The organism is Algoriella sp. (genome assembly GCF_036647415.1).
Lineage (GTDB): Bacteria > Bacteroidota > Bacteroidia > Flavobacteriales > Weeksellaceae > Empedobacter.
In genome coordinates, this window is the sequence record NZ_JAVXKG010000041.1 from 1 (window position 1) to 25,462 (window position 25,462).

General features: G+C 31.0%; 21 protein-coding genes and 1 riboswitch. Of the genes, 7 read left to right on the plus strand and 14 right to left on the minus strand.

The features are described 5' to 3' along the window. Window positions 1-178: 178 nt before the first annotated feature. Window positions 179-397 (minus strand): hypothetical protein, encoded by a 219-nt coding sequence (locus RSC72_RS13890; RefSeq protein ID WP_332543989.1) that lies wholly within the window; start codon window positions 395-397, stop codon window positions 179-181. Window positions 398-410: 13 nt separating this feature from the next. Further along, on the minus strand, window positions 411-935 hold the full coding sequence (locus RSC72_RS13895) for a GNAT family N-acetyltransferase (protein WP_332543990.1): 525 nt from the start codon (window positions 933-935) through the stop codon (window positions 411-413). Between the two features lie 96 nt (window positions 936-1,031). Here RSC72_RS13895 and metG point away from each other — a divergent pair, with 96 nt between their 5' ends. Then, window positions 1,032-3,068: a methionine--tRNA ligase gene (metG, locus tag RSC72_RS13900; protein WP_332543991.1), complete on the plus strand. Its 2,037-nt coding sequence runs from the start codon at window positions 1,032-1,034 to the stop codon at window positions 3,066-3,068. Between the two features lie 62 nt (window positions 3,069-3,130). On the opposite strand, the gene RSC72_RS13905 is transcribed toward metG, so the two are convergent. The 5 genes from RSC72_RS13905 to RSC72_RS13925 form a co-directional block, all read right to left on the minus strand. Further along, window positions 3,131-3,658, minus strand: a complete 528-nt coding sequence (locus tag RSC72_RS13905) for a hypothetical protein (RefSeq protein ID WP_332543992.1) — start codon at window positions 3,656-3,658, stop codon at window positions 3,131-3,133. Window positions 3,659-3,690: 32 nt separating this feature from the next. Further along, window positions 3,691-4,635, minus strand: a complete 945-nt coding sequence (locus RSC72_RS13910) for an SPFH domain-containing protein (RefSeq protein ID WP_332543993.1) — start codon at window positions 4,633-4,635, stop codon at window positions 3,691-3,693. Window positions 4,636-4,740: 105 nt separating this feature from the next. Then, window positions 4,741-5,067 (minus strand): iron-sulfur cluster assembly protein, encoded by a 327-nt coding sequence (locus RSC72_RS13915; RefSeq protein WP_332543994.1) that lies wholly within the window; start codon window positions 5,065-5,067, stop codon window positions 4,741-4,743. 193 nt (window positions 5,068-5,260) lie between these two features. Next, on the minus strand, window positions 5,261-6,436 hold the full coding sequence (locus RSC72_RS13920) for a hypothetical protein (protein WP_332543995.1): 1,176 nt from the start codon (window positions 6,434-6,436) through the stop codon (window positions 5,261-5,263). A 23-nt stretch (window positions 6,437-6,459) separates the two neighbouring features. Next, the gene (locus RSC72_RS13925; protein ID WP_332543996.1) at window positions 6,460-9,198 is read right to left on the minus strand and encodes a TonB-dependent receptor domain-containing protein; all 2,739 of its coding nucleotides are present in this window, start codon (window positions 9,196-9,198) and stop codon (window positions 6,460-6,462) included. Between the two features lie 207 nt (window positions 9,199-9,405). Between RSC72_RS13925 and RSC72_RS13930 the strand changes: the two genes are divergently transcribed. Further along, window positions 9,406-10,086 carry a response regulator transcription factor gene (locus RSC72_RS13930; RefSeq protein ID WP_332543997.1) on the plus strand — a complete coding sequence of 227 codons (681 nt, stop codon included), beginning with the start codon at window positions 9,406-9,408 and terminating at the stop codon, window positions 10,084-10,086. Window positions 10,087-10,242: 156 nt separating this feature from the next. Beyond that, entirely contained in the window at window positions 10,243-11,124 is an 882-nt protein-coding gene (locus RSC72_RS13935) for a sensor histidine kinase (RefSeq protein ID WP_332543998.1), read from the plus strand. Here the strand turns inward: RSC72_RS13935 and RSC72_RS13940 are convergent. Then, window positions 11,121-11,531, minus strand: a complete 411-nt coding sequence (locus tag RSC72_RS13940) for a hypothetical protein (protein ID WP_332543999.1) — start codon at window positions 11,529-11,531, stop codon at window positions 11,121-11,123. The two genes, RSC72_RS13935 and RSC72_RS13940, sit on opposite strands and share 4 nt — an antisense overlap. Window positions 11,532-11,643: 112 nt before the next feature. Between RSC72_RS13940 and RSC72_RS13945 the strand changes: the two genes are divergently transcribed. The 4 genes from RSC72_RS13945 to RSC72_RS13960 all read left to right on the plus strand — a co-directional run bounded on the left by RSC72_RS13945 (window position 11,644) and on the right by RSC72_RS13960 (window position 17,078). Further along, window positions 11,644-14,727 carry a leucine--tRNA ligase gene (locus RSC72_RS13945; protein WP_332544000.1) on the plus strand — a complete coding sequence of 1,028 codons (3,084 nt, stop codon included), beginning with the start codon at window positions 11,644-11,646 and terminating at the stop codon, window positions 14,725-14,727. A gap of 105 nt (window positions 14,728-14,832) precedes the next feature. Then, the gene (locus tag RSC72_RS13950) at window positions 14,833-15,366 is read left to right on the plus strand and encodes a GNAT family N-acetyltransferase (RefSeq protein WP_332544001.1); all 534 of its coding nucleotides are present in this window, start codon (window positions 14,833-14,835) and stop codon (window positions 15,364-15,366) included. 72 nt (window positions 15,367-15,438) lie between these two features. Then, a complete protein-coding gene (locus RSC72_RS13955) occupies window positions 15,439-16,128 on the plus strand; it encodes a hypothetical protein (protein WP_332544002.1) in 690 nt (229 codons plus the stop codon). Window positions 16,129-16,136: 8 nt separating this feature from the next. Next, complete coding sequence (locus RSC72_RS13960) at window positions 16,137-17,078, plus strand: hypothetical protein (protein WP_332544003.1); 942 nt, start codon at window positions 16,137-16,139, stop codon at window positions 17,076-17,078. Window positions 17,079-17,133: 55 nt separating this feature from the next. Here RSC72_RS13960 and RSC72_RS13965 read toward each other — a convergent pair whose 3' ends face one another. The 6 genes from RSC72_RS13965 to RSC72_RS13990 all read right to left on the minus strand — a co-directional run bounded on the left by RSC72_RS13965 (window position 17,134) and on the right by RSC72_RS13990 (window position 24,782). Beyond that, window positions 17,134-18,690 (minus strand): T9SS type A sorting domain-containing protein, encoded by a 1,557-nt coding sequence (locus tag RSC72_RS13965; protein WP_332544004.1) that lies wholly within the window; start codon window positions 18,688-18,690, stop codon window positions 17,134-17,136. A 119-nt stretch (window positions 18,691-18,809) separates the two neighbouring features. Beyond that, on the minus strand, window positions 18,810-19,667 hold the full coding sequence (locus RSC72_RS13970; RefSeq protein WP_332544005.1) for a DUF4465 domain-containing protein: 858 nt from the start codon (window positions 19,665-19,667) through the stop codon (window positions 18,810-18,812). 20 nt (window positions 19,668-19,687) lie between these two features. Next, window positions 19,688-20,821, minus strand: coding sequence for a PKD-like domain-containing protein (locus tag RSC72_RS13975; RefSeq protein ID WP_332544006.1), 1,134 nt, complete (start codon window positions 20,819-20,821; stop codon window positions 19,688-19,690). A 9-nt stretch (window positions 20,822-20,830) separates the two neighbouring features. After that, window positions 20,831-21,967: a YncE family protein gene (locus RSC72_RS13980; RefSeq protein ID WP_332544007.1), complete on the minus strand. Its 1,137-nt coding sequence runs from the start codon at window positions 21,965-21,967 to the stop codon at window positions 20,831-20,833. After that, window positions 21,964-23,958, minus strand: a complete 1,995-nt coding sequence (locus RSC72_RS13985) for a TonB-dependent receptor (protein ID WP_332544008.1) — start codon at window positions 23,956-23,958, stop codon at window positions 21,964-21,966. Before RSC72_RS13985 ends, RSC72_RS13980 begins: the two co-directional genes overlap by 4 nt. 103 nt (window positions 23,959-24,061) lie before the next feature. Next, window positions 24,062-24,249: riboswitch (cobalamin riboswitch) on the minus strand. Between the two features lie 89 nt (window positions 24,250-24,338). Beyond that, window positions 24,339-24,782: a cytochrome c oxidase assembly factor Coa1 family protein gene (locus RSC72_RS13990; RefSeq protein ID WP_332544009.1), complete on the minus strand. Its 444-nt coding sequence runs from the start codon at window positions 24,780-24,782 to the stop codon at window positions 24,339-24,341. Window positions 24,783-25,462: the final 680 nt, after the last annotated feature.

Sequence of the window (25,462 nt, forward strand, 5' to 3'; positions counted from 1 at the left end):
TTCTAATACATACGGATTTCATCAATATGATCAAACCTATGACCCAGGACCAATTATTGAAGGAGGTGATGGGATCATAACATCCGAAAGTAATTATGAAGCTCCTAAAGAAGAAGAAGAAAATAATGAATAATAAAAAACTCCACTCAAAAATTTTGAGTGGAGTTTTTTATTGGATTTATAAATCAGTTTTATCATTTTCCTCGAAACGATTATATTCTTCTCGTTCTTTTGCTAATTTCTTTTCGCGTTGTTTCTTTCTGAAATCCCTTATCGTCATATAAGTTAATAATACAACCAAGCCAGCTACCAAAAAATAATTAGCGTAAGTGAAAATATTAGTAATTGTATCATTTACAACTTCTATCGGTGCTGTTTCTATAGGTTGTTCTTTCATAAAAATATTTTATTTATTGGTGAAATTCCTTCGGATATTCTACCATTCCATTTACATTTTTCAGCGCATCTATAACCAACTCAATTGCCATACAATTTTCATCAGGAACATCAAAAGGTAATTGAATATCAAATTCAGATGCTTTTCTATAACCAAATTTAGGATAATAAGTTGGATGTCCTAATAAAATAACAGATTCAAAACCTAATTCTTTTGCTTTTTGATGTGCAAATTCTATTAAATGACCTCCAATTCCATTTCCTTGATAATTTGGTAAAACCGCAACTGGAGCAAGCGCTAAAGAATCGTAAGAAGAAGTAGAATTATTAATCTTAATTTTTGTCAACAAAATATAACCAACAATAAGCCCATTCATTTCAAATACTAAAGATAAATCAGGAACAAAATTTTCAGAATGTCGTAATCTTTCAACTAAAAACTGTTCACGATGATCACTATACTCTTCATTTTCAAAAGCTTGTTCTATTAACTTAAAAACCTGATCATAATCTTTTTTCTCTTCTTTTCTTACAAACATTCCAAATATCAATTGATTAAGCTTATAAAATTAGAAAAAGGTTTTAACAAAACAAACAACAAATCGTATCTTTGCATCTAATAGATTTTTAAGTAAATGAGTCAACCAAAAAGATATACAATTACAGCGGCATTACCTTACGCAAATGGACCTTTACATATTGGTCACATGGCTGGTGTTTATGTTCCTTCTGATATTTACGCGCGTTTTTTAAGAAGAAAAGGAAAAGACGTTGCCTTTATTGGAGGTTCTGATGAACATGGTATTCCAATTACAATTCGTGCAAAAAACGAAGGTGTTACACCACAAGATATTGTAGATCGTTACCACGAAAATATCAAAACAACATTAGAAAATTTTGGGGTTACTTTCGATATTTATTCTCGTACAACATCTGTAAAACACAAAGAAGTTTCGCAAGATTTTTTCAAAAAATTGTATGATAACGGGAAATTTACAGAAGATGTAACCGAACAATATTATGACGAAGAGGCGCATGAATTTTTAGCAGATCGCTACATAAGAGGAGAATGTCCGAAATGTGGAAATCCAGATGCTTACGGAGATCAATGCGAAAAATGTGGATCAACTTTAAGTCCAGAAGAATTAATAAATCCTCGTTCTGCTTTATCAGGAAACACGCCAATTCGTAAAGAAACAAAAAACTGGTATTTACCATTAGATCAATACCAAGAATTTTTATCGAAATGGATTTTAGAAGGTCATAAAAACGATTGGAAATCGAGCGTTTATGGTCAAGTAAAATCTTGGTTAGACGATGGTTTAAAACCTCGTGCAATGACACGTGACCTTAATTGGGGAATTCCTGTTCCTGTAGAAGGAGCAGAAGGAAAAGTAATGTATGTTTGGTTTGATGCGCCGATTGGTTACATTTCTTTTACACAAGAATGGGCAGAACAAAATGGTAAAAACTGGAAAGATTATTGGCAAAATGAAGAAACAAAATTAGTTCACTTCATTGGTAAAGATAACATCGTTTTTCACTGTATTATTTTCCCAGTGATGATGAAAGCGCATGGCGATTACATTATGCCAGACAATGTACCAGCAAACGAATTCTTGAATTTAGAAGACGATAAAATCTCAACTTCTCGTAATTGGGCAGTTTGGGCACATGAATATTTAATTGATTTTCCTAATCAACAAGATACTTTACGTTATGTTTTGACGGCAAATATGCCCGAAAATAAAGACAATAATTTTACTTGGAAAGATTTTCAAACAAAAAATAATTCAGAATTAGTAGGTATTTTAGGAAACTTCATTAACCGTGTAATGGTGCTTTCTCACAAATATTATGAAGGAATTGTTCCTGAAAAAACAATTGAATTTGAAGAAGTAACCTTAATCAAATATTTTGGACAGCGTATCGCAGAACATATTGAGAAATATGAATTTCGTGCAGCGTTAACAGAATATATGAATTTGGCACGTTTAGGAAATCAATTTTTACAAGCGCAAGAGCCTTGGAAAAAAGGAGATGATCCTGAAGTTGTAAAAGGAATCATGTATACAGCAACTCAAATTGCAGCAGCTTTAGCTCAATTCGGAGAACCATTTATTCCATTTTCATCAGCAAAAATGCTAAAAATGATGAATCTTGAACAATTGGATTGGGACGAATTAGAATCAACTGATGAGTTTATTGCAACTGGTCATCAATTAGGAGAATCAGAATTAATTTTCGCGAAAATTGAGGACGAAGCAATCGAAGCACAAGTCAATAAATTACAAGAAAGTAAAGCTATAAATAACATGACAAATCCAAATGCAGAAGCTCAAAAAGAATTAATTTCTTTTGATGATTTTCAGAAAATGGACATCCGTATAGGGACTATTTTAGAAGCGAAAAAAGTTGAAAAAGCAGACAAATTATTCGAACTGAAAGTAGATACAGGAATGGACATTCGTACAATTGTTTCTGGTATTGCAGAACATTTTACGTTAGAAGAAATTGTAGGTAAACAAGCTATGGTTTTAGCAAATTTAGCACCTCGTAAAATTCGTGGAATAGAATCTAACGGAATGTTATTATTCGCTGATAAAGCTGACGGAAAATTAACATTTGTTAATCCAGAAGCTGAAACACCAAACGGTGTACAAGTTGGATAATTTTTATTGTAAAAAGTAAAATGTACTAAGTATAAAAAGCCACTTCGATGAAGTGGCTTTTGTTATTTTAAATTAAATTTTCTTGAAATAACATATTGATTATCTAAAATTAATAACTGATTTTTAATTTTTTTCGGCTCTCCAAAAATTTTAAATTTGATATTGTTTTCAATAAAGAATTTTTCAATTTCAACAACTATAGAAAATGGTGCATTCATAAATTTTCCCTTTCCGTCATTTATATTTTTTAAAAAAGTTTCAAAATCTAAATTTGATTTGTTTAAATAATCTTTTAATTCTCGAAAGCCTTGAACTCTATTATGAATAATCCCTTCTATATTTTCTAGAAAAAATTCTATGTTTTGTGGTTTTGAATTTAGGAAAATTTCTAAAAAACTTTCGTTGTAATCAATTAATAATGGATGATCAGAAAATAATTTTAATTTACATACGGTTCTATGTTTCAAGAAAGCTTCCTTTTTTTCAAGATAGTCAAAACGATAATTTTCATTTTCAAAATTTAAAATTATATAGTTTGAATTAAAATCTTGAATTTCAACAATCTGATTATTTAAATCTTCAATAATCATTTAATTATTTTTTATAATGTTAAAACAAATAACTAAACTCCGTGATTTGGTTTTTGATTAGTTGTATCTGTTGAAATATTATCTTGATGCAATTCATGCGCCGCTGTAAAAGACGTTACCATAGTGTTTAACATATCAGATGCTGCTGTTGGCGAATTTGGTAAAAGCACTAATTTACTTCCCGATTTTTCTCCAATTGCTTGTAATGTATCATAATGTTGCGTAACCACAATAAGTGCAGAAGCCTCTTGCGACGAGATTCCCGCTCCATTCAAAACATCAACAGATTCTAATAGTCCTTTTGCAATTTCGCGACGTTGATCTGCAATACCTTGCCCTTGCAAACGTTTAGACTCTGCTTCGGCTCTTGCTTTTTCTACAATCAAAATACGGGCTGCATCACCTTCATATTGTGCCGCAAGTTTTTCACGTTCGGCAGCATTTATACGGTTCATGGCATGTTTTACTTGCTCATCAGGATCAATATCTGTTACCAAAGTTTTTACAATTTCGTATCCATACGAATTCATTGCTTCTTGCAATTCTCCTTTTACTGCAACTGCTATATCATCTTTTTTCTCGAAAACATCGTCCAAACGAAGTTTTGGAACCTCAGCTCTTACCACATCAAAAACGAAAGAAGTAATTTGCGTATATGGATTATCTAACTTATAAAAAGCATCATAAACTTGGTCTTTTATAACTTGATATTGAACAGATATTTTCAATCGAACAAAAACATCATCTTTGGTCTTCGTTTCTACAACAACGTCTAATTGTTGAATTTTAAGTGACATTTTTCCTGCAATTTTATCTACAATTGGAATTTTGAATTGTAAGCCAGGATTTCTGATTCCAAGAAATTTTCCGAATCGTTCTATAATTACTGCAGTTTGTTGTTTTACTGTAAAAATGAATAAGAATAAAATGATTATTCCCATAAAGGCTAAGAAAATAAAAACGCCTAAATTTCCCATAAGTGTTGAATTTTAAATTGTTTGGATTAAGATAAGAAATTTTGTCGTAATAGTAAAATTCTTTGGGAAACGTAAAATGAGTACAAAAAAAATTAGGAATGTTACTTATAACATTCCTAATTCAAATTTTGCTTCTTCGCTCATCATATCTCTATCCCATGGTGGCTCGAAAGTGATTTCTACATAACATTTGCTTACGTAGTCTATTTCTTCTACACGTTCTTCTACTTCTCTTGGTAGTGTTTCGGCAACAGGGCAATTGGGTGATGTTAAAGACATAGTTACTTTAACTTCTCCGTCTGCATTTACTTGTGCATCGTAAATTAAGCCTAATTCGTATATATCAACTGGAATTTCTGGATCGTAGACAGATTTGAATTTTTCTACTAAACTTTCTCCAATCGAATCTAATTGTTGTTCTGTTAATGCCATTGTTATCAACTCTAATTGTTTTACAAATGTACGAATAGTTTATCTTGTGTGGAATTTTTCTAAATAACTATTTTTAATGACTTAAAATTAAAAATTTATATTCATAAAAAAATCGCTTTCTCGGAGAACCAAAAAAGCGATTTTACAAACACGAAGAACTTTTTTTATTAGAAAAAGTTTTTTCTTTAATATATTATTTCAGTCCTGTCCAAGCAGCCCATGTAGGAATATCAGCTCCATTACCAGCTCCCGTAGCATTTACATTCTCAGTATAAGCTCCTGATACATCAACTGCTTCTTTTTTAGTATTAGTTCCCTTACTTTTTGTATCTACATTAATAAAACGAACATTAGTTAATTTACCTTTTGCATTAAACCAATTTACAGAACGATCTGTTTCGATGTCTAAACCTGTCGAAAAATTTGCGATAACCAAATTGTCTATATTTCCGTTTGTACCAGCTCTTAATTTTGCTCCTTGCGATTCTGCACCATCTTTACTTCCAACTACAGTAATATTTTTAAGCGTTGGATTAGATATTGGCGTAGCATCTGGATTTGTATCTTGATTATCTGCCTCAATTCCTCTGTTACCTGCTTCTCCGTTAATAGCAGAAGGTCTTCTTTTTGCATACCAATTGGTTCCTGTACCAGACCAACCTTCTGTCCAATCAAAAGAATCATCTCCAACTCCATTTACAACTAAATTTGTTGCGTTAACAGATCCACCAAAAAATTCTATTCCATCATCTCCTCCATTTTCGATGTAAATATTGTCTATTTTAGTTCCATTACCTACACCGAATAATGATAAACCATTAAATTCTTTCGTTTCATCAAATTTAGCTCCAGAATCTCTAATAATAACATAAGTTAAAGAACCTGAATTATCTGTATTTTCTTTACCTCCATAAATTTTTTGTCCTAATTCTGATGTAGATTCCCCTGAAACACTACGGTTAGAAGTTGCTTTTCCTAAAATAACAAGTCCTCCCCATTCTCCAGGAGTGTGATTAATCCCTTGAAAAACAACAGGATTTGAAGCTGTACCATTTGCAAAAATTTTACCACCTCTATATACAATAACATAAGCAGCTGTACCGCCTGTTGCTGTAAATTTTGTGCCAGCAGGAATTGTTAAAGTTGCACCGTCTTCTACCGTTACAATACCTGTTAAGTAATATGTTTTTGTTGCGTCTAAAGTTAAATTTTGACCAGATTTAATTGTTCCTTTAAAATTATCTGGTGTTAATTCTTGCGTAGATGGTGTAGATGTTGAGCTGTCATCATCATTACTACAAGATGTTATAAATGCTGTTGATGAGAATAAAGTAGTGCAAAAAATTGCTCTAAAAATTAATTTTTTCATTGTTCTTATGTTTTTTGTTTTGTTTATAAAGTGTGAGAGAAACCTAAACCTAATTGTATTCCTCTGTTGTAATCGCTCAGGATATAATTAACTCCGCTGTTTTCTTGTTGAATGGTATAATTTGGGTTTAATAAATTTTTCCCATAAAGATTAATAGATGTTTTGTTACTCAAATTAAATCGAACATTAACATCTAATAAATTGACTGCTTTTTGTATCTGAGAACCACGCTCTTGTGTACCTACAGCAAATACATTTTTACCTACATAACCGTAAACTAACATAGCGTCAATTTTCTTTTGTCCACTCAACTTAGCCGAATAACCTAAACTTGCATTACCAGAAAAGCGAGCTGCACCCATCATTTGATCTTCTTTTTTTGTAAATGCTGTAGCAATTCCTGTTTCGTTTCTTACTTTATCAAAATCTAACATTTGTTTAGAATCTAAAACCGCCGCATTGATAATTGTATAAAGTTTAGAATCATTAGAAAAATTGAATAAATTTCTTCTTAATTCCATTTCAATTCCATACACATATCCGTAGTCGCCAGTATTAACGTATGTTAAATCATTTGCAGATGCAGATGCAACATTTACTCTCGAAATTGGATTTTGAATATATTTTCCGAATCCTGTTACAGAAAAAACTTGATCTTTTGTCGGAAACATTTCCCATTTAAGTTCTGCATTGTAATTATCTGTTGGATATAATAATGGCTGACCATTGGTTGTACTTGTTACATTATTATATGCAATTGGCGCCATCTCTTTTTCTAATGGTAAAGTATAAGTCTTAGAAGCTGAAAAACGTAGATTTTGATTATTTGCTAAGCTATATTTCACGTTAACGGCTGGTAAAATTTTATTGTAATTTTTGTCTACCTTTCCTATTAATTCACCAATATTTGTATCCCAGTCTACCATTAGGTTTATGTTGTCATTTCGTAAACCAACTTGCAATGTCCATTTATCACTTAATTCGTAATCAAGATTCACATAGCCTGAATATATTTTTTGCTCTGTGTTATAACTTAAAGGATCCAATAAATTATCTAAATTTGATGTTCCTAATCCTCTAAGTGTAGAGAGTTCAATTAATCCATTATTAAAATTTGTACGATTGAAAAAAGCATCTAAATTAGTTGGATCAACAATTTGGCTACTCGATCTTGCGCGTAAATTAATTTGTGTTGCATCAAAATCTCTACGCTTAAAAACACCGTAAGCACCAGCTGTTACTTTTAAACGATCCCATTTTTTTGAAACATCAATTTTTCCTTGATAATCATATCCTGTTAATTCGTCAAAATAACGCTGATTATCTCCAGGAGAATTAATCGTTAAGGCATAAGCTTGTAAATTATCATTGTAGTACATCGAATTTTGCATGCGATTTGGACGATCACTTTCTATATAATTAATAGATCCTCCCCAATTAAAATTCCAATTATTTTCAAACTTATGCTCCCCAAATAATTGATTTGCATATACAGTTGTTACCTTGTTATCTGCGCGATGAATTAATCCTTTTCCATTCTCGGCTGTATCCATTAAATATCCACTGAAAATTCTGAAATCTTGTTCAGAAGAATGAATAACATTTGATGTAAACATCAACTTATTAAATGGATTGATACGATAAGATAAATTCAATAATCCATTGGTATTTGTAGAATAAGTAGAACGTTCTACTTTCAGTTGTTTCATGTAAGTTCCTGCCGCAGAAACTACATTTTCTTGTCCATCTGTATAGACATAATCATTATCAAAACCAACATATCCATAGATAGACAGTTTCCCTTGCGAACCAATTTTTATATTACCACCAGCTTCTAAGTCGATTCCTGAATTGAATGGATTTTTTCCTCTTTTATAATTCCAACTTGTATCAAAAGCATATTGTTTTACGGGATTAAGATCTGTTGGTAAATCTACTTTCTTGAAACCAAAGAAATTTGGTCCGTCTTGTAGTTTAAAATTCTTGTTATCTATGGTTTGTAAATTAACAGAAGAACTCAAACCAACTTTTACATAAGGTTTTCCTATATATTCTTTGGATACAATATCAATATTAGCTCCTGCGAAATCGCCAATCATACGTGGATAAAATGATTTTTCAAGAGAAATATAATCAACCATATTTGTTTTGAATATACTCAGATCAATATTCTTATTTTCTGGATTATCAGACGGAATAGATAATCCATTTAAAGTCGTCGAATTAAAACGATCTCCCAATCCTCTAACAAAAATAATTCCTGTTCCTTCTTGTTTTATTGTTCCAGAAGCCTTTGTTACAGCAGTTGCGACATCACTAATTCCTTGTTTTTCTAATTGTGCTGCACCAACTCTTTCTACAATCTCGATAGACTTTTTCTGAACATTCAATAAATTTGCTTCGTCAGATTTATTTTTTGTAGCCGTAACAACAGCCGTAGACAAATCAATTTTTCCGTCTTTGAAATCTTCTGGTCGCAAATACATATTAAAATTTGTACCATTATCTGTCAAACTTTTTGTTATTGTTTGATAGCCATCAACCTTTATATTTATTTGATAGGTATCATCAGGAACAGAAACTTCGTAATGTCCTTTTTCATCTGTCTTTGCATTAATATTAAGTCCTTCTATCGTAAAATCTTTCCCAGAAATTGGTGTATTTGACTTTTCATCAAATAAGGTTCCTTCTAATTTAATATTAGTCTGCGCAAAAAGTGCTGCGGATCCTAATAATAAGAGTAAAGTTAAATTGCGTTTCATTGCTGTTTGTTAATTCGTGTTTGTTTGATGGCAAAGTTGTTGCAATTGATTGAAAAAGATTTTTAGAAATTGTAAACATTTTGTTATCGCATTGTTATCAAATTATCGTAATTTTAAATGAATGTTAAGAAATGGTTTTACTTAATTTCTACTTAGATTTAAGCTTAATTTTACATCGGCTAATTTTTTTTAGTTATACAAACAATTATGAAGAACATTAAAATTTTATTAGTAGACGATGAACCAGATATTCTTGAGTTTATTGGTTACAACCTGAAAAAAGAAGGCTTTGACGTAGAAACTGCTCAAAACGGAATAGAAGGTCTAAAACAAGCCAAGATTTTTCGCCCAGATCTTATCTTACTAGATGTTATGATGCCGCAAATGGACGGAATGGAAATGTGTGGAGAATTGAGAAAACTAGATTCTTTCAAAGATACTTTAGTTGTATTTCTTTCTGCTCGCGCCGAAGATTTTTCTCAATTGGCAGGTTACGATGCTGGTGCAAATGATTATATTTTGAAACCAATAAAACCAAAAGTTTTAATCAGTAAACTAAATGCTTTACTAAAATTAAAACAACCAAATGAAACGCCAAAAGACGAATTTATTAAGATAAATAATTTCGAAATTAACCGCGAAACATACAAAGTTAACTTTCAAGGAACAGATTTTTTACTGCCAAGAAAAGAATTTGAATTGATTGCACTTTTGGCTTCAAACCCAGAACGAGTTTTCAAACGCGAAGAAATTCTTGAAAAAGTTTGGGGAAATGAAGTTGTAGTTGGCGGACGTACAATAGATGTACACATGCGCAAATTACGCGAAAAGTTTGGTAATGATCGTTTCTCTACAATAAAAGGTATTGGATACAAAATAAATGACTAAAAGCTACGAATGGCTTCAAATTTTAACGTTCAAAACATTTTTCTATACGCCTTATTAAGCACATTATTTTTGGCTTCAGGTTTTGTTTTGTTCTCTTTTTTATGGTTCGGGAATATTAATTTTATTCTCCAATCAAAACTTTTTTTTAGCAGTTTGATGGCTTTTTTATTAATTGTCCTAACTGTATTTTATTGGTTTTCTTTAAAAAATCAACGTCGTCGAGATTTTACAGAAATCTCGAAAAACATTCCTCAATTTCAATCTAATAACATGGATTTTGAGGAATTGTCTCAAAAAATTTCCACGATTACAGAAGATCAATCCAAAGAAATTGATGTTTTGAATGAACGAGAAAATTACCGAAGAGATTTCTTAGGAAATATTTCGCATGAGTTAAAAACGCCTCTTTTCTCGGTTCAAGGATATTTGTTAACATTGATAGAAGGCGGAGTTGAAGACGAGTCTATTCGTGATAAATATTTGAATCGTATCAATAAATCGGTCGATAGATTGATTTATTTGGTGAAAGATTTGGACATGATTTCTGAATTAGAACGTGGTCGAATTAATATTGAATTTACAACCTTTAATTTAACTGCCCTTGTACAAGATGTAATTGATTTGTTGGAAATAAAAGCAGAAAAAAATAACATCAAAATTTCTTTAAATTATCCTATTCATCAACCCGTAAAAGTAGTTGGTGATATTCAAAAAATACAACAAGTGTTGATTAATTTGATTGTAAATGCCATCAATTATTCTAACGCAAATACAGAAGTTATAATTGATTTTGACGATTTTGACGATAAAATTCAAATCTCTATAAAAGATCAAGGTGTTGGTATAAAACAAGATGATTTGGATCGTATTTTTGAACGTTTTTATCGTGTTGATAAATCCAGAAATCGTAACAATGGTGGTTCTGGACTTGGTTTAGCTATCGTAAAACATATTTTAGAAGCACATAAGCAAAAAATTTATGCGAGCAGCAAAATTGGTAAAGGATCTACGTTTTCTTTCTATTTACAGAAAGCTTAATAAACCTCTTTTTTCTTTATAAACTTCAATGTTATATTGTGTTTAAAAATTTTTAAAGTATCATTATTCTGATCTTTCCAAATGTAATATGGCGGTTTTATATTCATCACAGATCCTTTATTTTTTAAAGAATCACTAAATAAATCGGCATATAAAACGGTATCATTTTTTATAAAAGATGTGTCTTTATAATCAATCAAATAATAATCTTTTTTTAGATATAACGGATCTTTCACACGTAATGTAGAATCTTTATCATTCATGTTCCATTTTATATGAATAGGATTGAAACCATCTTCATAGCTTACGAAAAATCGTGTTGTATTTACAATATGTCTTACAGAAAAAATCAGGGCAGTAAAAAATACAATGACACCGATATAATAAAATATCAATTCTTTTTTCATAGTGGTTTGGTTTAGGTGTTGAGTATTAACGTACAAATATCGACAATCTTCCTTAAAAGATACATAAAAAATGTAAATTTGCATAAATTTAATTTTAATATAATCCACAGTAATGCAATATAATCCGAATGAAATCGAATCAAAATGGCAAAATTTTTGGTTCGAAGACAAGACATTCAAAGCTGATAATCAATCAGAAAAACCAAAATTTTATGTATTAGACATGTTTCCTTATCCATCTGGAGCGGGTTTACACGTAGGTCATCCACTCGGATACATTGCGTCTGATATTTATTCTCGTTACAAACGTCTTAAAGGATTTAACGTTTTACACCCAATGGGTTACGATTCTTTTGGTTTACCAGCTGAGCAATATGCAATACAAACTGGTCAACATCCTGCAATTACAACTACAATGAATATTGAAGGTGGTGTTGATAAGCAAGGAAATGAAATATCAGGATACGAAAATCAATTGAAAAGAATTGGTTTGGGATATGATTGGGACAGAGAAATCAGAACTTCTGAACCTGAATATTATAAATGGACACAATGGATTTTTAATCAATTATTTGATTCATATTATGATGTTACATCTGATAAAGCAGAACCAATTTCTAAATTAATCGAAACATTTTCTACCGAAGGAAATACAAATGTAAAAGCGATTGCTGACGAAGATATTACATTATTTACAGCGACAGAATGGAATTCTTTTTCAGAAAAAGAACAACAAGCTATTTTATTAAAATATCGTTTAACATTTTTAGCAGAAGCAGAAGTAAACTGGTGTGCAGATTTAGGAACTGTTTTGGCTAATGATGAAGTAATTAATGGATTATCAGAGCGTGGTGGATATCCAGTTGTGCGCAAAAAAATGACACAATGGATGATGCGTATCACAGCTTATGCAGATCGTTTATTGAATGGTTTGAATGAATTAGATTGGTCTGATGCTATAAAAGAAGCACAGCGCAATTGGATTGGAAAATCGCAAGGAGCTTCAATCTTTTTTGGAATTGAAGGATATAACGAGAAAATCGAAGTTTTTACAACTCGTCCCGATACTGTTTTCGGTGTTTCTTACGTTACTTTGGCACCAGAACATCCATTGGTTTCTACGATTACAACAACAGAAAATAAAGCAAAAGTTGAGGCTTATATAGAAAATACATCTAAACGTTCTGAACTTGATCGTTTGGCTGATGCAAAAAATATTACAGGCGAATTTACAGGCGCTTACGCCATTCATCCATTTACAGGAAAACAAGTTCCGATTTGGATTGGTGATTACGTTTTGGCATCTTACGGAACTGGAGCTGTAATGGCTGTTCCTGCAGGTGACGAGCGTGATTTTGCTTTTGCAAAACACTTCAATTTACCAATCGCTAATATTTTTAAAGATCAAGATATTTCAGAGGCTCCTTTTACAGAAAAAGGTGGTTTTGAATTGCAAGATTCTGAATTTTTGAATGGTTTAGATTATAAACAAGCCGTTGCAAAAGCGATTGAAGCTTTAGAAGAAAACGGTTTTGGACAAGGAAAAACAAATTTCCGTTTACGTGAAGCTGTTTTTTCTCGTCAACGTTATTGGGGAGAGCCAGTTCCGGTCTATTTTAAAGACGGAATGCCTTACACAATTCCTACAGAAGCCTTGCCAATTATTTTACCAGAAGTGGACGAATATTTACCAACAAAAGATGGTGAGCCACCGTTAGGACGTGCAACAAAATGGGCTTTTGATACAACAACAAATCAAGTTGTAGACAATAATTTAATCAATAACGAAACTATTTTTCCAATAGAATTAAACACTATGCCAGGTTGGGCAGGTTCTTCTTGGTATTGGTTACGTTATATGGATGCAAAAAATGAAAACGAATTTGTATCCAAAGAAGCAGTTGATTATTGGCAAAATGTCGATTTATATATGGGTGGTTCTGAGCACGCGACTGGTCATTTATTATATTCTCGTTTTTGGCAAAAATTCTTGTTTGATAAAGGTTTAGTTCCGACAGATGAATATGCAAAAAAACTAATTAACCAAGGAATGATTTTGGGAATGAGTGCTTTTGCTTATAGAGTTAGTGTTAATTATGATTCTGACATAACTAACTTCATTGAAAATATTGATCAAGTTCAACTTCCTAATAATATTTTTGTTTCTAAAAAATATAAAGATATTATACAAGAATATCATAATGAAGTTAATATACAAAATGCTTTAGGCAAACATTATAGTCAAGTTAATACACCTATTGAATTTCAAGAGATTGCAAATATCTATTACTCTGAAATGCAAAAAATAAATAATAATTCTCAACCTGTAAAAAATTTAGAGAATAATTATTTCAATATTATCTTAACTCCAATCCACGTTGATGTTAACATGTTGAAAGATGGTGGAGACGAATTAGACACAGATAAATTTAAAGCATGGAGAGAAGATTATGCTAATGCAGAATTTATTTTAGAAGACGGAAAATACATCACAGGTCGTGAGGTAGAAAAAATGTCTAAATCTAAATTCAATATTATTTCTCCTGATACAATTTGTGACGAATACGGAGCAGATTCTTTACGTTTGTACGAAATGTTTTTAGGACCATTAGAACAAACAAAACCATGGAATACACAAGGAATTTCGGGTGTTTATTCTTTCTTGAAAAAATTGTGGAAATTGTATCATTCTGGTGCAGAAGAAACAGTTTATATTTCGGACGAAGAACCAACAAAAGAAGAAATGAAAGTGTTGCATCAAACCATCAAAAAAGTGGACGAAGATGTGAACAATTTCTCATTTAATACGTCGGTTTCTACTTTTATGATTGCGGTAAATGAATTAGGAAAATTAAAAACAAATAAACGTTCTATTTTAGAGCCTTTAGCAATTGTTATTTCTCCTTACGCGCCACATATTGCAGAAGAATTATGGTCGAAATTAGGTCATGAAACATCTATTGCAAATGCAGATTTTCCTGTTTTCGAAGAAAAATGGTTAGTTGCAGATGCGAAAGAATATCCAGTTTCTTTTAACGGAAAAATGAAATTCTTATTAGAATTACCTTTAACCTTATCAAAAGAAGAAATTCAAGAAATCGTAATGAAAGACGAACGCACAATAAAACAATTAGGAGATAGAACGCCTAAAAATATTATTATCGTTCCTGGAAAAATTATTAATATCGTAGGATAAAAAATAGATACTAGATTTTAGTATTGAGAATTTAGATTAAAGCTTCACTAAATGTGAGGCTTTTCTATTTTTAATATTTACCTTTATTCTAAACCATTATTTACAATGAAATATTTACCAACATTAGAAACAGAACGATTAATTATTCGCCCAATAACATTAGATGACTTACAGGATTTTTACGAAATGGATTCACAACCAGAAGTTCATATTTATCTGAAAAATCAACCAATCAAAACCATTGATGAAACGAAAGAAATCATTGAAAATTTATTGATTCAATACAAAGAATTAGGTCACGGACGACTTGCTGTTATAGAAAAAGAATCAGGAAAAATGATTGGTTGGACAGGTTTTAAATACATCGAAGAAAAAGAAGCAATAAACAATCGATTTGATTTTTTAGATTTTGGTTACCGTTATCGCAAAGAAACGTGGGGAAAAGGTTATGCAACCGAAGCCGCAAAAGCTTGTATAGATTTTTATCGCGAAAATATGACTGAACTAAAACTGAATGCAATAACGCATGTAGATAATGCTGCATCTCGCAATGTTTTAGAAAAAGTTGGTTTTCATGTAACCGAAACCTTCCATTTCGAAGTATGGAATTTGGATTGTTATTGGTATGAATTTAAATAATTAACTTCAATATAATCTTGATTCACGCAACCATTTAAGTAAATGATTCTCTTTCTTTTAAACACTATTTATATGAAAAATAATTTTTTACTTTTTTTGTTCGTTATTGGTTTTGGACAAATACTTTTTGCTCAAGAAAAGTCAAACGATAATCGCAAAAATGTCATCACTTTTAGCGTACTTTCTGCTACACTTTCGCCACCTAGATGGACATTTGGTTATATTTATAAAATTAACGAGCGTTACTGGGTAGGATCAGAAATTGGCTACGGAAGCTACAAAAGTATACCTGTTAGCCACAAACCAAAATACAAAATAAACGATGATTATCAATTATTTGAAATTCGTCCAGAATTTTTTGTAAATGTAAATTATGGTGGAAAAGTGAAACATCTTATTTCTTCAGAAATTTATTATATTCATCACACAGATCGTCTCGAGGATGGTCAATTTTATCCAAATAACAATTCAAATTCAAGATTATATGCGTTTGATGAAGCTGATTATAAGCGCATAAAATACGGATTGAATATTAATTATAATGTTTTTATACAACTACATAAAGGCTTAGTTTTAATCCCAAAATTTGGCTTGGGTATAAAACATCGAAATGTAAAATATTCTAACATCACAGATTTACAGGGAGATGATGGTTTTATTTTTGATAATTTTATGGGTGGATTAGAAAATCATTACAAAAAAGAAGGTTCTGCAACAGATTTCAATTTAAATCTTAACTTTAAGATCGCTTATCAATTTTAAACAAAACAATGAAAAAAATAATCCTAACTGCAATTTGTACACTATCATTTCAGCTGAGTTTTGGACAAAAAATCTCTACGAATGAGTATGAAGTTAAAACAACTTTAGATGATTTTGGTCTAAAAGGAAAAGTTGAAAAAATTGTTTCTACAGCAACAGATTCACAAGGAAATTCGACAACTTTACCTTTTTATGAAAACGAATTTTACAATCAAATTTTATTAGAATTTAATAACAAAGGAAACCTAACAAAACGTACAAATTATTTAGATTATCGTGGAAAATTGGCTGTTTATAACTTTGTTAATTACAACTACAATAACTCAAATATTATTGACAAACAGACGAATACAGTTATTAACAATGGTGAAGATCCTAAACGTATTGCTTCTGATAAAACATTTGGTTACGATAGTCAAAATAGATTGATAAAACTAGAAGAAAAGATTGAAGGAAAGTCATCAAAATCAAATTATGAAACTGTTTTTAATTATTCAGATAAATTAAACAAAATTACCACAAAAGTTGAAGGTTCTACGATTTCTGAAAACAACTTGACTTACAACAAAAATGGATATTTGGTTTTGGAAGAAACAAGTTCTTTTGACGGAAAAAAAGGAAGAAAATCATACTATATTTATGATGGAAAAACACCTACTTTCAGAGAAGATGTTGTTGGAAATACAAGTAAAATAAGTTTTTTTGAAAATGGAAATATTTCTAAAATTCAGGTTTTTGATGCGAATAAAAAATTAGAATATCAAGCCGATTTGAATTCTAAAAATGAGATTACTAACTTCAAAAAACAATCTTTCAAAAATGGTCAAAGCGTCTTGTCAACTTATCAGGTTGCGTATGATTATGATGCGAAAGGAAATTGGATAAAAGCTAATGTAACGTCCGATAGTGGATTAAAATTTATTGTTAATCGAACAATTTCTTATTATTAATAAAAACAAAAGGTTGAGCTTAGCTCAACCTTTTTCCATAAATAAATATAACACACTACTTTTTAATAATTTTGAAAGTAGAATTGTTAACTTTTATGATGTAAACACCTTTTTGTAAGTCCGAAACCTCTAATTGGTTTTTTCCTTTTTGCAGGGTTTTCTCTGTAATTTTAGTTCCTGTAATAGTGTAAATTTCAGCTTTAGCAGCTTCTTTTACTTCTACAAATAAGATGTTATTAACAGGGTTTGGATAGATATTAACAGCCGATTTTGTCAATTCATTTGTACCTAAAACAGCCGTAGAAATTGTTATCAATTGATCTACAATTTTCCCATTTGAATTGAATGAAATTTTAATTTTAGCTGTTCCATTTTTTAATGGATTAATCACTAATTCATCTTTATCATTCACTGAAAAGTCTGCTACACCATCATTTTCAATAATTTCTAAATCCTTTACAATAGCTAAAGCAAGATTATCTGTATCAGAAACTTTATCTTTTAAATCTAGTGTTGTTACAGAATTGATATGATAAGTTGTATCTAAACCATTAATTTTTGGTGCTGAATTATCCTGAAAAACGGGTAAAGCAGGAAACCAATAATACGCAGAAAGTTTTACGGTATTAATTAATTCTCCTTTGTTTGTAATCTTATGTGCCCAATTTTGCTCAGAGTTTGTTCCCCAACCAGCGCCAACTGTTGTTAAAATTAAATTATCCGAAACAGGATCTATTCGTAAACCTGCTCCATAAATAGTTTGTTTTGGTGTTGTGTCTTGTCCAGGAACTTTAGCAAAAGCTTCGTCAAACTTCTCTGTTGTAGCGTCAAATTTTATAATATTAATTCCTGATGCAAAATAAATATCGTTAGATTGTGTCGCTGCACAATAGCTTCCTGCATTCCAAAATCCCCACGTATTCGCAACTTTAGCAGTTGGGATATTAACCTCTGTTGTTTGTAAAGTTATCGGATCTATTTTCACCAATTTAGTGTCCAATGCTCCCCAAATATTACCATCTTTTGTTTGTACAAGCGAGATAAATTTTCCTGTAATAGCGTGTTTGATTGTATTTTTTACTGGATCGATAACTAAAATTCCTCCATTTTGTGATGTTGCAAAAACATATTTAGACGTACGAACCATTGCGGCAATTTGCCCAACTTTATCCGTTCCTTCTACCAAAGCACCAATTTGTAACTTCTCTATATCGAATAAATAAATTCCTTTACTTGTTCCTATATATCCTTTCTTTGCATCAACACCAACAAAAGTTCTTCCATCGCCACCTATTGTTCCGAAAGTTGCTTTTTGTTGTAAAGTTTTAGCGTCTGCAACAACTAAACGATTTCCTTGTTTTGAAAGTAAGTAAAAATTATCGCCATAAATTGTTCCATATTGCGTTGTTACACCCAATTCTTCGGTAGGATTTGTTGTTTTGTAAATGTTATAATCAACCGTATTGTCTTTGTTTACAAAATTGATTGATCCATTTGAATGACCAAACCAATCTTCGTTCACAATAAAAAAACCTTCTGTATATTCTTTTGTTTGTGCAAAAGCTGTTTGTATCGTTAAAAGTGATACGATTGAAAGTAGAATTTTTTTCATAATTATTTTTAAATATCATTAAAAAGTATTGCCTCAAAAAGAGACAATACTGTACACAAATAAATAACACACCACTTTTCTGAATAAGAAAAATGGTCTTGTTAAATTTTTATAAATTATTAGTTTGTAATTTTTTCGACTTTTAATTTATCCATCGTAAAATATAAAGCAGTGTTTGCCCCCCATTGTCCTACATCGGTTGTTTCTAAGAAAAATAACAAGTATTTTACTTCACCTAAAGAAGATAAATCAACATCTTGCCAATTTGTTGAAATAGTGTTAACACCATTTCTAAAGTCTACGAAGTAATGAGTTACAGGTTTTTCTGTTGTTAATTGTTTAGCTGCTGTAACACCGTAGATATGAACGGCAAAATAATCACCTTTTTCAAATTTTCTTGCATAACTATCCCCATTCAAAATACCATAATAAGGCCAAGGAGCAATTGCTAATTTTACGTTTTTAGCTTTGTATTTTGATGTTTCATCAACAATTTCTACTACACTAGAAAATCTATCTACGTTTACTTCTTTACCAAATTGTAATACACTTTCTGCCGGTTTATGATCTGCAAAAGAAACTAAGAATGGTTTTCCTACACCATCTGCACCACCTTTTGCCATTGTTCCCCATTGGTTATCTAGCCAGCCTCCGGTTGCTATTTGATCAGAGTTATCCGAACTGTTAGATACCGTGAAGCCCATCCATGTATAATATTCTGGCCAAGCAGTATGTTTAAATTTGAAAATACCTGATGTTAATTCTACATCTTCTTTATATGTACCTGACCAAATTTTTCCTCCAGCAGTTGCTGTTCCGTCAGCCAAATCAAATTTTGATAAATCAAGTGTTTCATACTTCAGTTGATCAACTAATTCGGTTGTATCGTCATCATTATTACAAGAGGATAAAAATAAAATTGATGAGGATATGAATAATAGTTGAACGAATAATCTCTTTGAGAATTTAAAATTCATTTGATATGTTTTAATAATGTTTATAAATGTAAATCGTAAGCACCTGCAACTTCTGTTGAAATTTCGCCTAACCAACCTGCTTCTTGATTGGTTGCTGTATAAACTTTGATAAAGTCTATTCCCATCAATTTTACTTTATTCCCGTTTTTATCAACCGCCCAATCGATGTCAATATTAGAATCTTCTGAACTATTTTGTCCATTATCAGCATATCCGTAAGCATATTGTTTACCCGTCCAAATACCATTATTTTCTGTATAATTACTTGGTAAAAGCGATCCCGAGAATTTTAACTGATTATCGCCAAACCACAACGGATAATACGATTGTTTGTGGTAAATATTTTTCGTTTTATATCCAGAATTTCCTTGGTTATCAGTCCATTTTACATATTGAGGATTTGGAACTAGATCTTCTACAGTTGGTTTCTGAAACTCAATCGAATAACTTTTGATTGTTTTTGGATTTGCATATTCGCTTCCTGCAATTTCGTACCATTCATTATCATCTGGCACTCCATTTTTATTTTTGTCATAGGCAACCATTATAATTCCAGGTTCTGAAGAACCCGCAAAACCATTTCCTAAAACTTTGAAATCACGTTTGTCAGCTTTATTAACAATTGTATGATCAAATCCAAAAACAACATAACCACCGTAACCTCCAAGCGTAATCATTGATGGTTTATCTCCAACCAAAGCTTTTCCTGCTTTTGTAGCCATTGTAGCTTTTGTATCACCTACTTCATACAAAGGTAATTTGTTTGTAAACTGACCTATAGAAGGTAAATAATCAAAAACTTGCGCAATATATTTACTGTAAGTTGTTGTTTCTTGCTGTACTTTAACTGTTGTTTTTAGATGAATTGATTTTGAAGCACTTTTAATTTCTAACGTCAAATCATAAGAACCTGCTTGGTCGGAAACAAATCCTAAAGTTTGCTCGTTTCCAATAACAGTATTTCCTAATTTCCATGTAAAAGTTGCGTTTTCGTAACCAGACATTGTAGGTTCTATTGTTACCGATTTAAGACGAGCTACATCGTAAGAACTGTTTAGTTTTGCATCATCTGTAGATACAATTGCATCATCATCGCTACAGCTTTGTAAGAAAGCGATGCTCAATGCTGTCAATAAAATTTTTGAGTATTTCATGTATAAGATTTATTTATAAACAAAGGCGAAATGTGCTGGAATATTCCCTGTTTCGGTTTTCCATTTGAACACACCATTTTTATCAAAACAATAGACATAACCCTTGGATACATAATTACCAACATCTGTAATATAAAGGTCTTTTGTAACTGGATTAACTGCTATTCCGTAAGGTGTTTCGATATCTTTTATGATTGGGTCATTCACCAAATTAGTATTAATTATTTCTTCTGTTTTGGTATCAATAATTCCGTAAGATTTGGTGTACTCAAACGTTGTGTAGTTAAATTCGTTCGAGTAATAATATAATTTGTTGTCTACAATTGTAAAATTAGAAACAGGTAAATTAAACTTTTTCTTAATTTTATGCGTCTTCGAATCAATTACATATAAATTTGAAGGAATCGAATAATAATCTCCTCTCGAAGTAACATACAAATCGCCGTCGCTATCTTTTTTGATGCGATGTAAATTAACTTCTACATCAACTTTTTCAGTTTCTTTAAATGTTTTTAAATCAATTACAGAAACCGTTTTATCATAATTTGGCACACGATATCCACCTGAATTTGCTACATAAAGGTTGTTATTCACAATTTCTAATTCTTCTGGTTGATAACCCACGGGAACCTCTCTTGTAATTTTAAGCGTCAACGTATCTATTTCCACCACTTTTCCTAAAGGCGCTTTCGGATCTATGGTTACAGGACCAGCATAAGACGTTGCATAAGCTTTTCCGTTTGCAAAGTTAATATAGCGTCCATTCTCTAAAGGAATTGTAGCAATGTGTTTTGCTGTTTTAACGTCCATTACTTCGATAAAATTGGAAACATTAATTACTGCATATAGTTTATTTCCATATACTTTTATATCATTTCCTACATCACCTAATTCTTTTACCATAGTAGGATTAGCTGTTGCATAAATATTACGATTATAAAGACCTTTTGTAAAATCCATATAATCTATCGTTGCCGTATTACTTCCCATATTTCCTTCGTTCAGTAAATAAAATCCTGCAACTTCAGTTTTCTCTGGCGTTGTAATTTCATCTACCTCGCTGTCTAAAATATATTCATCTTGTTGACAACTGTATAAAGCTATCAAAGCAATAAAACAACTTGTAACTAGTTTAAAATTTCTCATAAGTTTACGCTTAATATTATTTTGAATTGACGACCCGGCATTGGATAATTTGAGACAATATCATATTGTTGGTTCAAAACATTATTTAATTCGAATGATGTTTTGAATGAGTATTGATTGATTTTAAATTCTTTATGAACTCCTAAATCATTTGTAAACCAAGGATTAAGTCGATTATATTTATTATTGTCTAAATGAACATTGTATCGTTCGCCGACATAAATAAAACTGTAGTTAAAATTCCACGTTTTGTAAGCAGCGCTCAACACAAAAGATCCACTATGCTTTGGTGTATATGGAATTTGATTTTTGTAGTAACTTTTCTTCGAGTTCGAATAGTCTAAGGCTTCTAAAAAACTATAATTCACCATTGGCGAAATTTCTACTTCACCTAACTGAAATGTTGAACGAATTTTGAAATCAACACCTTTCATTTTCGTTAAACCAATATTTAACATTGTAAATCGAAATAAACTTCCTGATGCCGAGGCTGTAATTTTATCTTTTACCTCATTATAATACGCATCAACTTGAAGAGTTAAATTCTTAAAAAAATTTTGAGACGATTTAGCGTATGTAAAACCAATATTATATTGTTTAGAATATTCTGGTTTCAGATTAGCATAACCAATATTGGTATAATACAAATCATTAAAAGTTGGCATTCTAAATATATTCTTATAAAATGCTCTAATATTAAAATCTACCGAAGAAAATGGTTGATAACTTGCAATAATAGTAGGTGTCCAAACATTTCTATCTGGCGATTTGGTATTCATTTCTACTTTTTCTTGAACAAAAGTTCCCAACAAACTTCCTTGTAAACTCAATCTCCCAAAACGATAAGTAGACGCAAATGCAACAAGATTTGTAAATCGCTGTGGATAAGAGAAATTTGCTAAATCTGCATCTAAATTATTGTACTGAAAATCTGTTGAAGCACTAACATCCCATTTATTATTAATAGAATATATATTTGCCCAAGTCGCATAAAATTCGCGCTGTATATATTTATTTTCAGTTTTTACAGTAGAAACGGTGTCGGTATAATGTGTGAAATCGTAAGCAAATTTCGCAGCAAATTTTGACTGAAAATTTTTAAATCGCTTTTCATAAGCTCCTTGTACAAAATAATTTTTATCGACCAAAGTTTGTCCACGACCATCAAATCTTCCACGAACAATTGCAGCAGGTATTCCACGATCAGATTCGTACAAATATCCTTTTACATTCCAATTCGAGAAATATCCCTTTCCTACCAATCCTAATTCTACACGCTTTCCTTCAACTTGACCATCTTTTCTCGTCAATACTGTATCATAAGCCGTAGAACCATCTAAATTTTTGCGTTGATATCTAAATTTATATTTCCCGTTTGTTTTCAGATATTCAGCACTTATAACAGCTGCTAAACGATCATTTATTTTTTGTTCTATTCGTATTGATGGATTTATAAGTTGTATAGAACCTAACTTATATCGAAGTAAACTATTTGTTTTTTTATTATCTATAAAACTAGGTCTTTTTGTTTGCAGATAAATGGCAGACGCAGAAGCATAATCTTTTGCTGATTGAAAAATATTACTTTTTTGTCCATTATAAAGACTAATAACTTCCATATCGTCCAAAGAAAATTTTCCGAGATCAACTATTCCATTTTGAGCATTTCCTAATTGTATTCCATCATAAAAAACGCCCACATGTTGCGTTCCCATTCCACGGACATCAATCGTTTTTAAACCACCAACACCTCCATAATCTTTTAGTTGAACACCGGCAAAGTAACGCACAGCATCGGCAACCGAATGACTATTTAGCGCATGTAATTGCTCTCCTTTTAATTCCTGAACTGGAATAATAGATTTTTCATTTGTCGTTAAAATTTCGACTTGTTGTAACTGTAAAATACTATCACGAACAATTTGTGCATGTGCAAAATTATTCCCAAGTAATATTAAACAACAACAAATTAAAGTATAAAGATTTCTCATTAGCATTAATTAGCTGTTGCTAACGAGAGTATATGAAGTAAATTTAGACAAGTAAAAAACCTATCCAAAATTATGTTCTTCACGCTTTAGTCCCCGAAAGCATTCAAAAAATTATCATTTTGGTAGGTCTTCTGACTTACTCCTTTTTAGAAAATCCTTCCCATTCTTGCGAACAGTGGATAAACATAGTTTCTAAAAATATGGAGCTTACAGCAGCGGGTCTGCTCAGGATTTTCACCTGATTCCCTGTTACGGAACGGTTAAGTTCGCACCAAATGTTTTTCAAAAATAGTTAATATATCTTGAATATTCTACATTTTTGACAAATTAAGAACCCAATTATTACAAACAAAAAAAGTTGACGACTTGTCAACTTTATATTATTCTTTTATTTTCTGAATTTCAATTAATTCTTTCGTTTCATCAATATAAACTGAAATATTTTCGTAATTCCACTTATCAAATTCTTTCTTACCTTTAATCAAAGCCTTTCCTGTTCCTTTAGATCCTTTTATTGGTACAGAAATATCTGCATTACCCGTATCATTAGTAATAGCAATATTACCACTAAAAATACCATCTGTTTCTATATTTGTACCCAATTGCTCTTTAACCTCAGAATTATGATTGATTATACTCATTGCATGGCTTGTAACATCATTATCATTAACAACCTTACTTATTCCCCAAAATGCACCACCAACCAATAAAACTATAAATAAACCAACCATAGATAAGCAGCCAATTGGTACAGCCCATTTCCAATTACGTTTAAACCAATTTTCTTTTGGTAATAATTGATTGTCAAATTGTTTTTCGTCCATAATAATTTTTGATTGATAATATAAATGTAATAAATTTTCACATCAAAAAACAAATGATAACATTGTAATGAATAGAATCCATTATAAAAATTAGATAAACTTAATGATATTTACTACTTTTTTACATACTCTCAAATAATATTCAGACCTAAATTTCTATAAGAAATAAGTAATATTACTCTCAATTCTTTCGAAATTTGTATTTCTACCTTCGTAATTTTATTTTGGGCGTTCCCTCGCTCATAAAATCCAATAAAAAAGTAACATTGTATTTCAGCTTGGTCGGGCTATTCACTCCAATCTTTTGTGGAAGAAGATTTGGGTACAATAATAACATTCAGATATCCACAAAAGGATTTCCGCTGCTATCCCTAACGCAAACTTACTTTTAAGTTATAAGTTTTAAGTTCTACGTTAACACTTTCTAATTTCAACTAAAAATAAGAGATATAGTTTAGTCATAAATGAAGTAATAAATATAAGCCCTTCTGTCCTGCTGAACTCGTTTCAGCACCGCATCTTACAAAGTTCTAGGTCGTAAGTTATACGTTTTAAGTATTTTCTCTCTAACTTCTAGTTACCAATTCCTAATCCCTAGTCTCTCATTCCTAAAATCTATTGCATAAAAAAAGTCTCAAGAATTAAATCTTGAGACTTTTTATAAAAACTGGCGACGACCT

Excerpts from the sequence above, each read along its gene's own strand:
- RSC72_RS13965 (WP_332544004.1), bottom strand. The coding sequence starts at position 18,690 with ATGAAAAAAATTCTACTTTCAATCGTATCACTTTTAACGATACAAACA.
- RSC72_RS13890 (WP_332543989.1), bottom strand. The coding sequence starts at position 397 with ATGAAAGAACAACCTATAGAAACAGCACCGATAGAAGTTGTAAATGAT.
- RSC72_RS13910 (WP_332543993.1), bottom strand. The coding sequence starts at position 4,635 with ATGGGAAATTTAGGCGTTTTTATTTTCTTAGCCTTTATGGGAATAATC.
- RSC72_RS13985 (WP_332544008.1), bottom strand. The coding sequence starts at position 23,958 with ATGAGAAATCTTTATACTTTAATTTGTTGTTGTTTAATATTACTTGGG.
- RSC72_RS13990 (WP_332544009.1), bottom strand. The coding sequence starts at position 24,782 with ATGGACGAAAAACAATTTGACAATCAATTATTACCAAAAGAAAATTGG.
- RSC72_RS13940 (WP_332543999.1), bottom strand. The coding sequence starts at position 11,531 with ATGAAAAAAGAATTGATATTTTATTATATCGGTGTCATTGTATTTTTT.
- RSC72_RS13930 (WP_332543997.1), top strand. The coding sequence starts at position 9,406 with ATGAAGAACATTAAAATTTTATTAGTAGACGATGAACCAGATATTCTT.
- RSC72_RS13970 (WP_332544005.1), bottom strand. The coding sequence starts at position 19,667 with ATGAATTTTAAATTCTCAAAGAGATTATTCGTTCAACTATTATTCATA.
- RSC72_RS13935 (WP_332543998.1), top strand. The coding sequence starts at position 10,243 with ATGGCTTTTTTATTAATTGTCCTAACTGTATTTTATTGGTTTTCTTTA.
- RSC72_RS13955 (WP_332544002.1), top strand. The coding sequence starts at position 15,439 with ATGAAAAATAATTTTTTACTTTTTTTGTTCGTTATTGGTTTTGGACAA.
- metG (WP_332543991.1), top strand. The coding sequence starts at position 1,032 with ATGAGTCAACCAAAAAGATATACAATTACAGCGGCATTACCTTACGCA.
- RSC72_RS13920 (WP_332543995.1), bottom strand. The coding sequence starts at position 6,436 with ATGAAAAAATTAATTTTTAGAGCAATTTTTTGCACTACTTTATTCTCA.
- RSC72_RS13905 (WP_332543992.1), bottom strand. The coding sequence starts at position 3,658 with ATGATTATTGAAGATTTAAATAATCAGATTGTTGAAATTCAAGATTTT.
- RSC72_RS13950 (WP_332544001.1), top strand. The coding sequence starts at position 14,833 with ATGAAATATTTACCAACATTAGAAACAGAACGATTAATTATTCGCCCA.
- RSC72_RS13945 (WP_332544000.1), top strand. The coding sequence starts at position 11,644 with ATGCAATATAATCCGAATGAAATCGAATCAAAATGGCAAAATTTTTGG.
- RSC72_RS13980 (WP_332544007.1), bottom strand. The coding sequence starts at position 21,967 with ATGAGAAATTTTAAACTAGTTACAAGTTGTTTTATTGCTTTGATAGCT.
- RSC72_RS13925 (WP_332543996.1), bottom strand. The coding sequence starts at position 9,198 with ATGAAACGCAATTTAACTTTACTCTTATTATTAGGATCCGCAGCACTT.
- RSC72_RS13960 (WP_332544003.1), top strand. The coding sequence starts at position 16,137 with ATGAAAAAAATAATCCTAACTGCAATTTGTACACTATCATTTCAGCTG.
- RSC72_RS13975 (WP_332544006.1), bottom strand. The coding sequence starts at position 20,821 with ATGAAATACTCAAAAATTTTATTGACAGCATTGAGCATCGCTTTCTTA.
- RSC72_RS13915 (WP_332543994.1), bottom strand. The coding sequence starts at position 5,067 with ATGGCATTAACAGAACAACAATTAGATTCGATTGGAGAAAGTTTAGTA.
- RSC72_RS13895 (WP_332543990.1), bottom strand. The coding sequence starts at position 935 with ATGTTTGTAAGAAAAGAAGAGAAAAAAGATTATGATCAGGTTTTTAAG.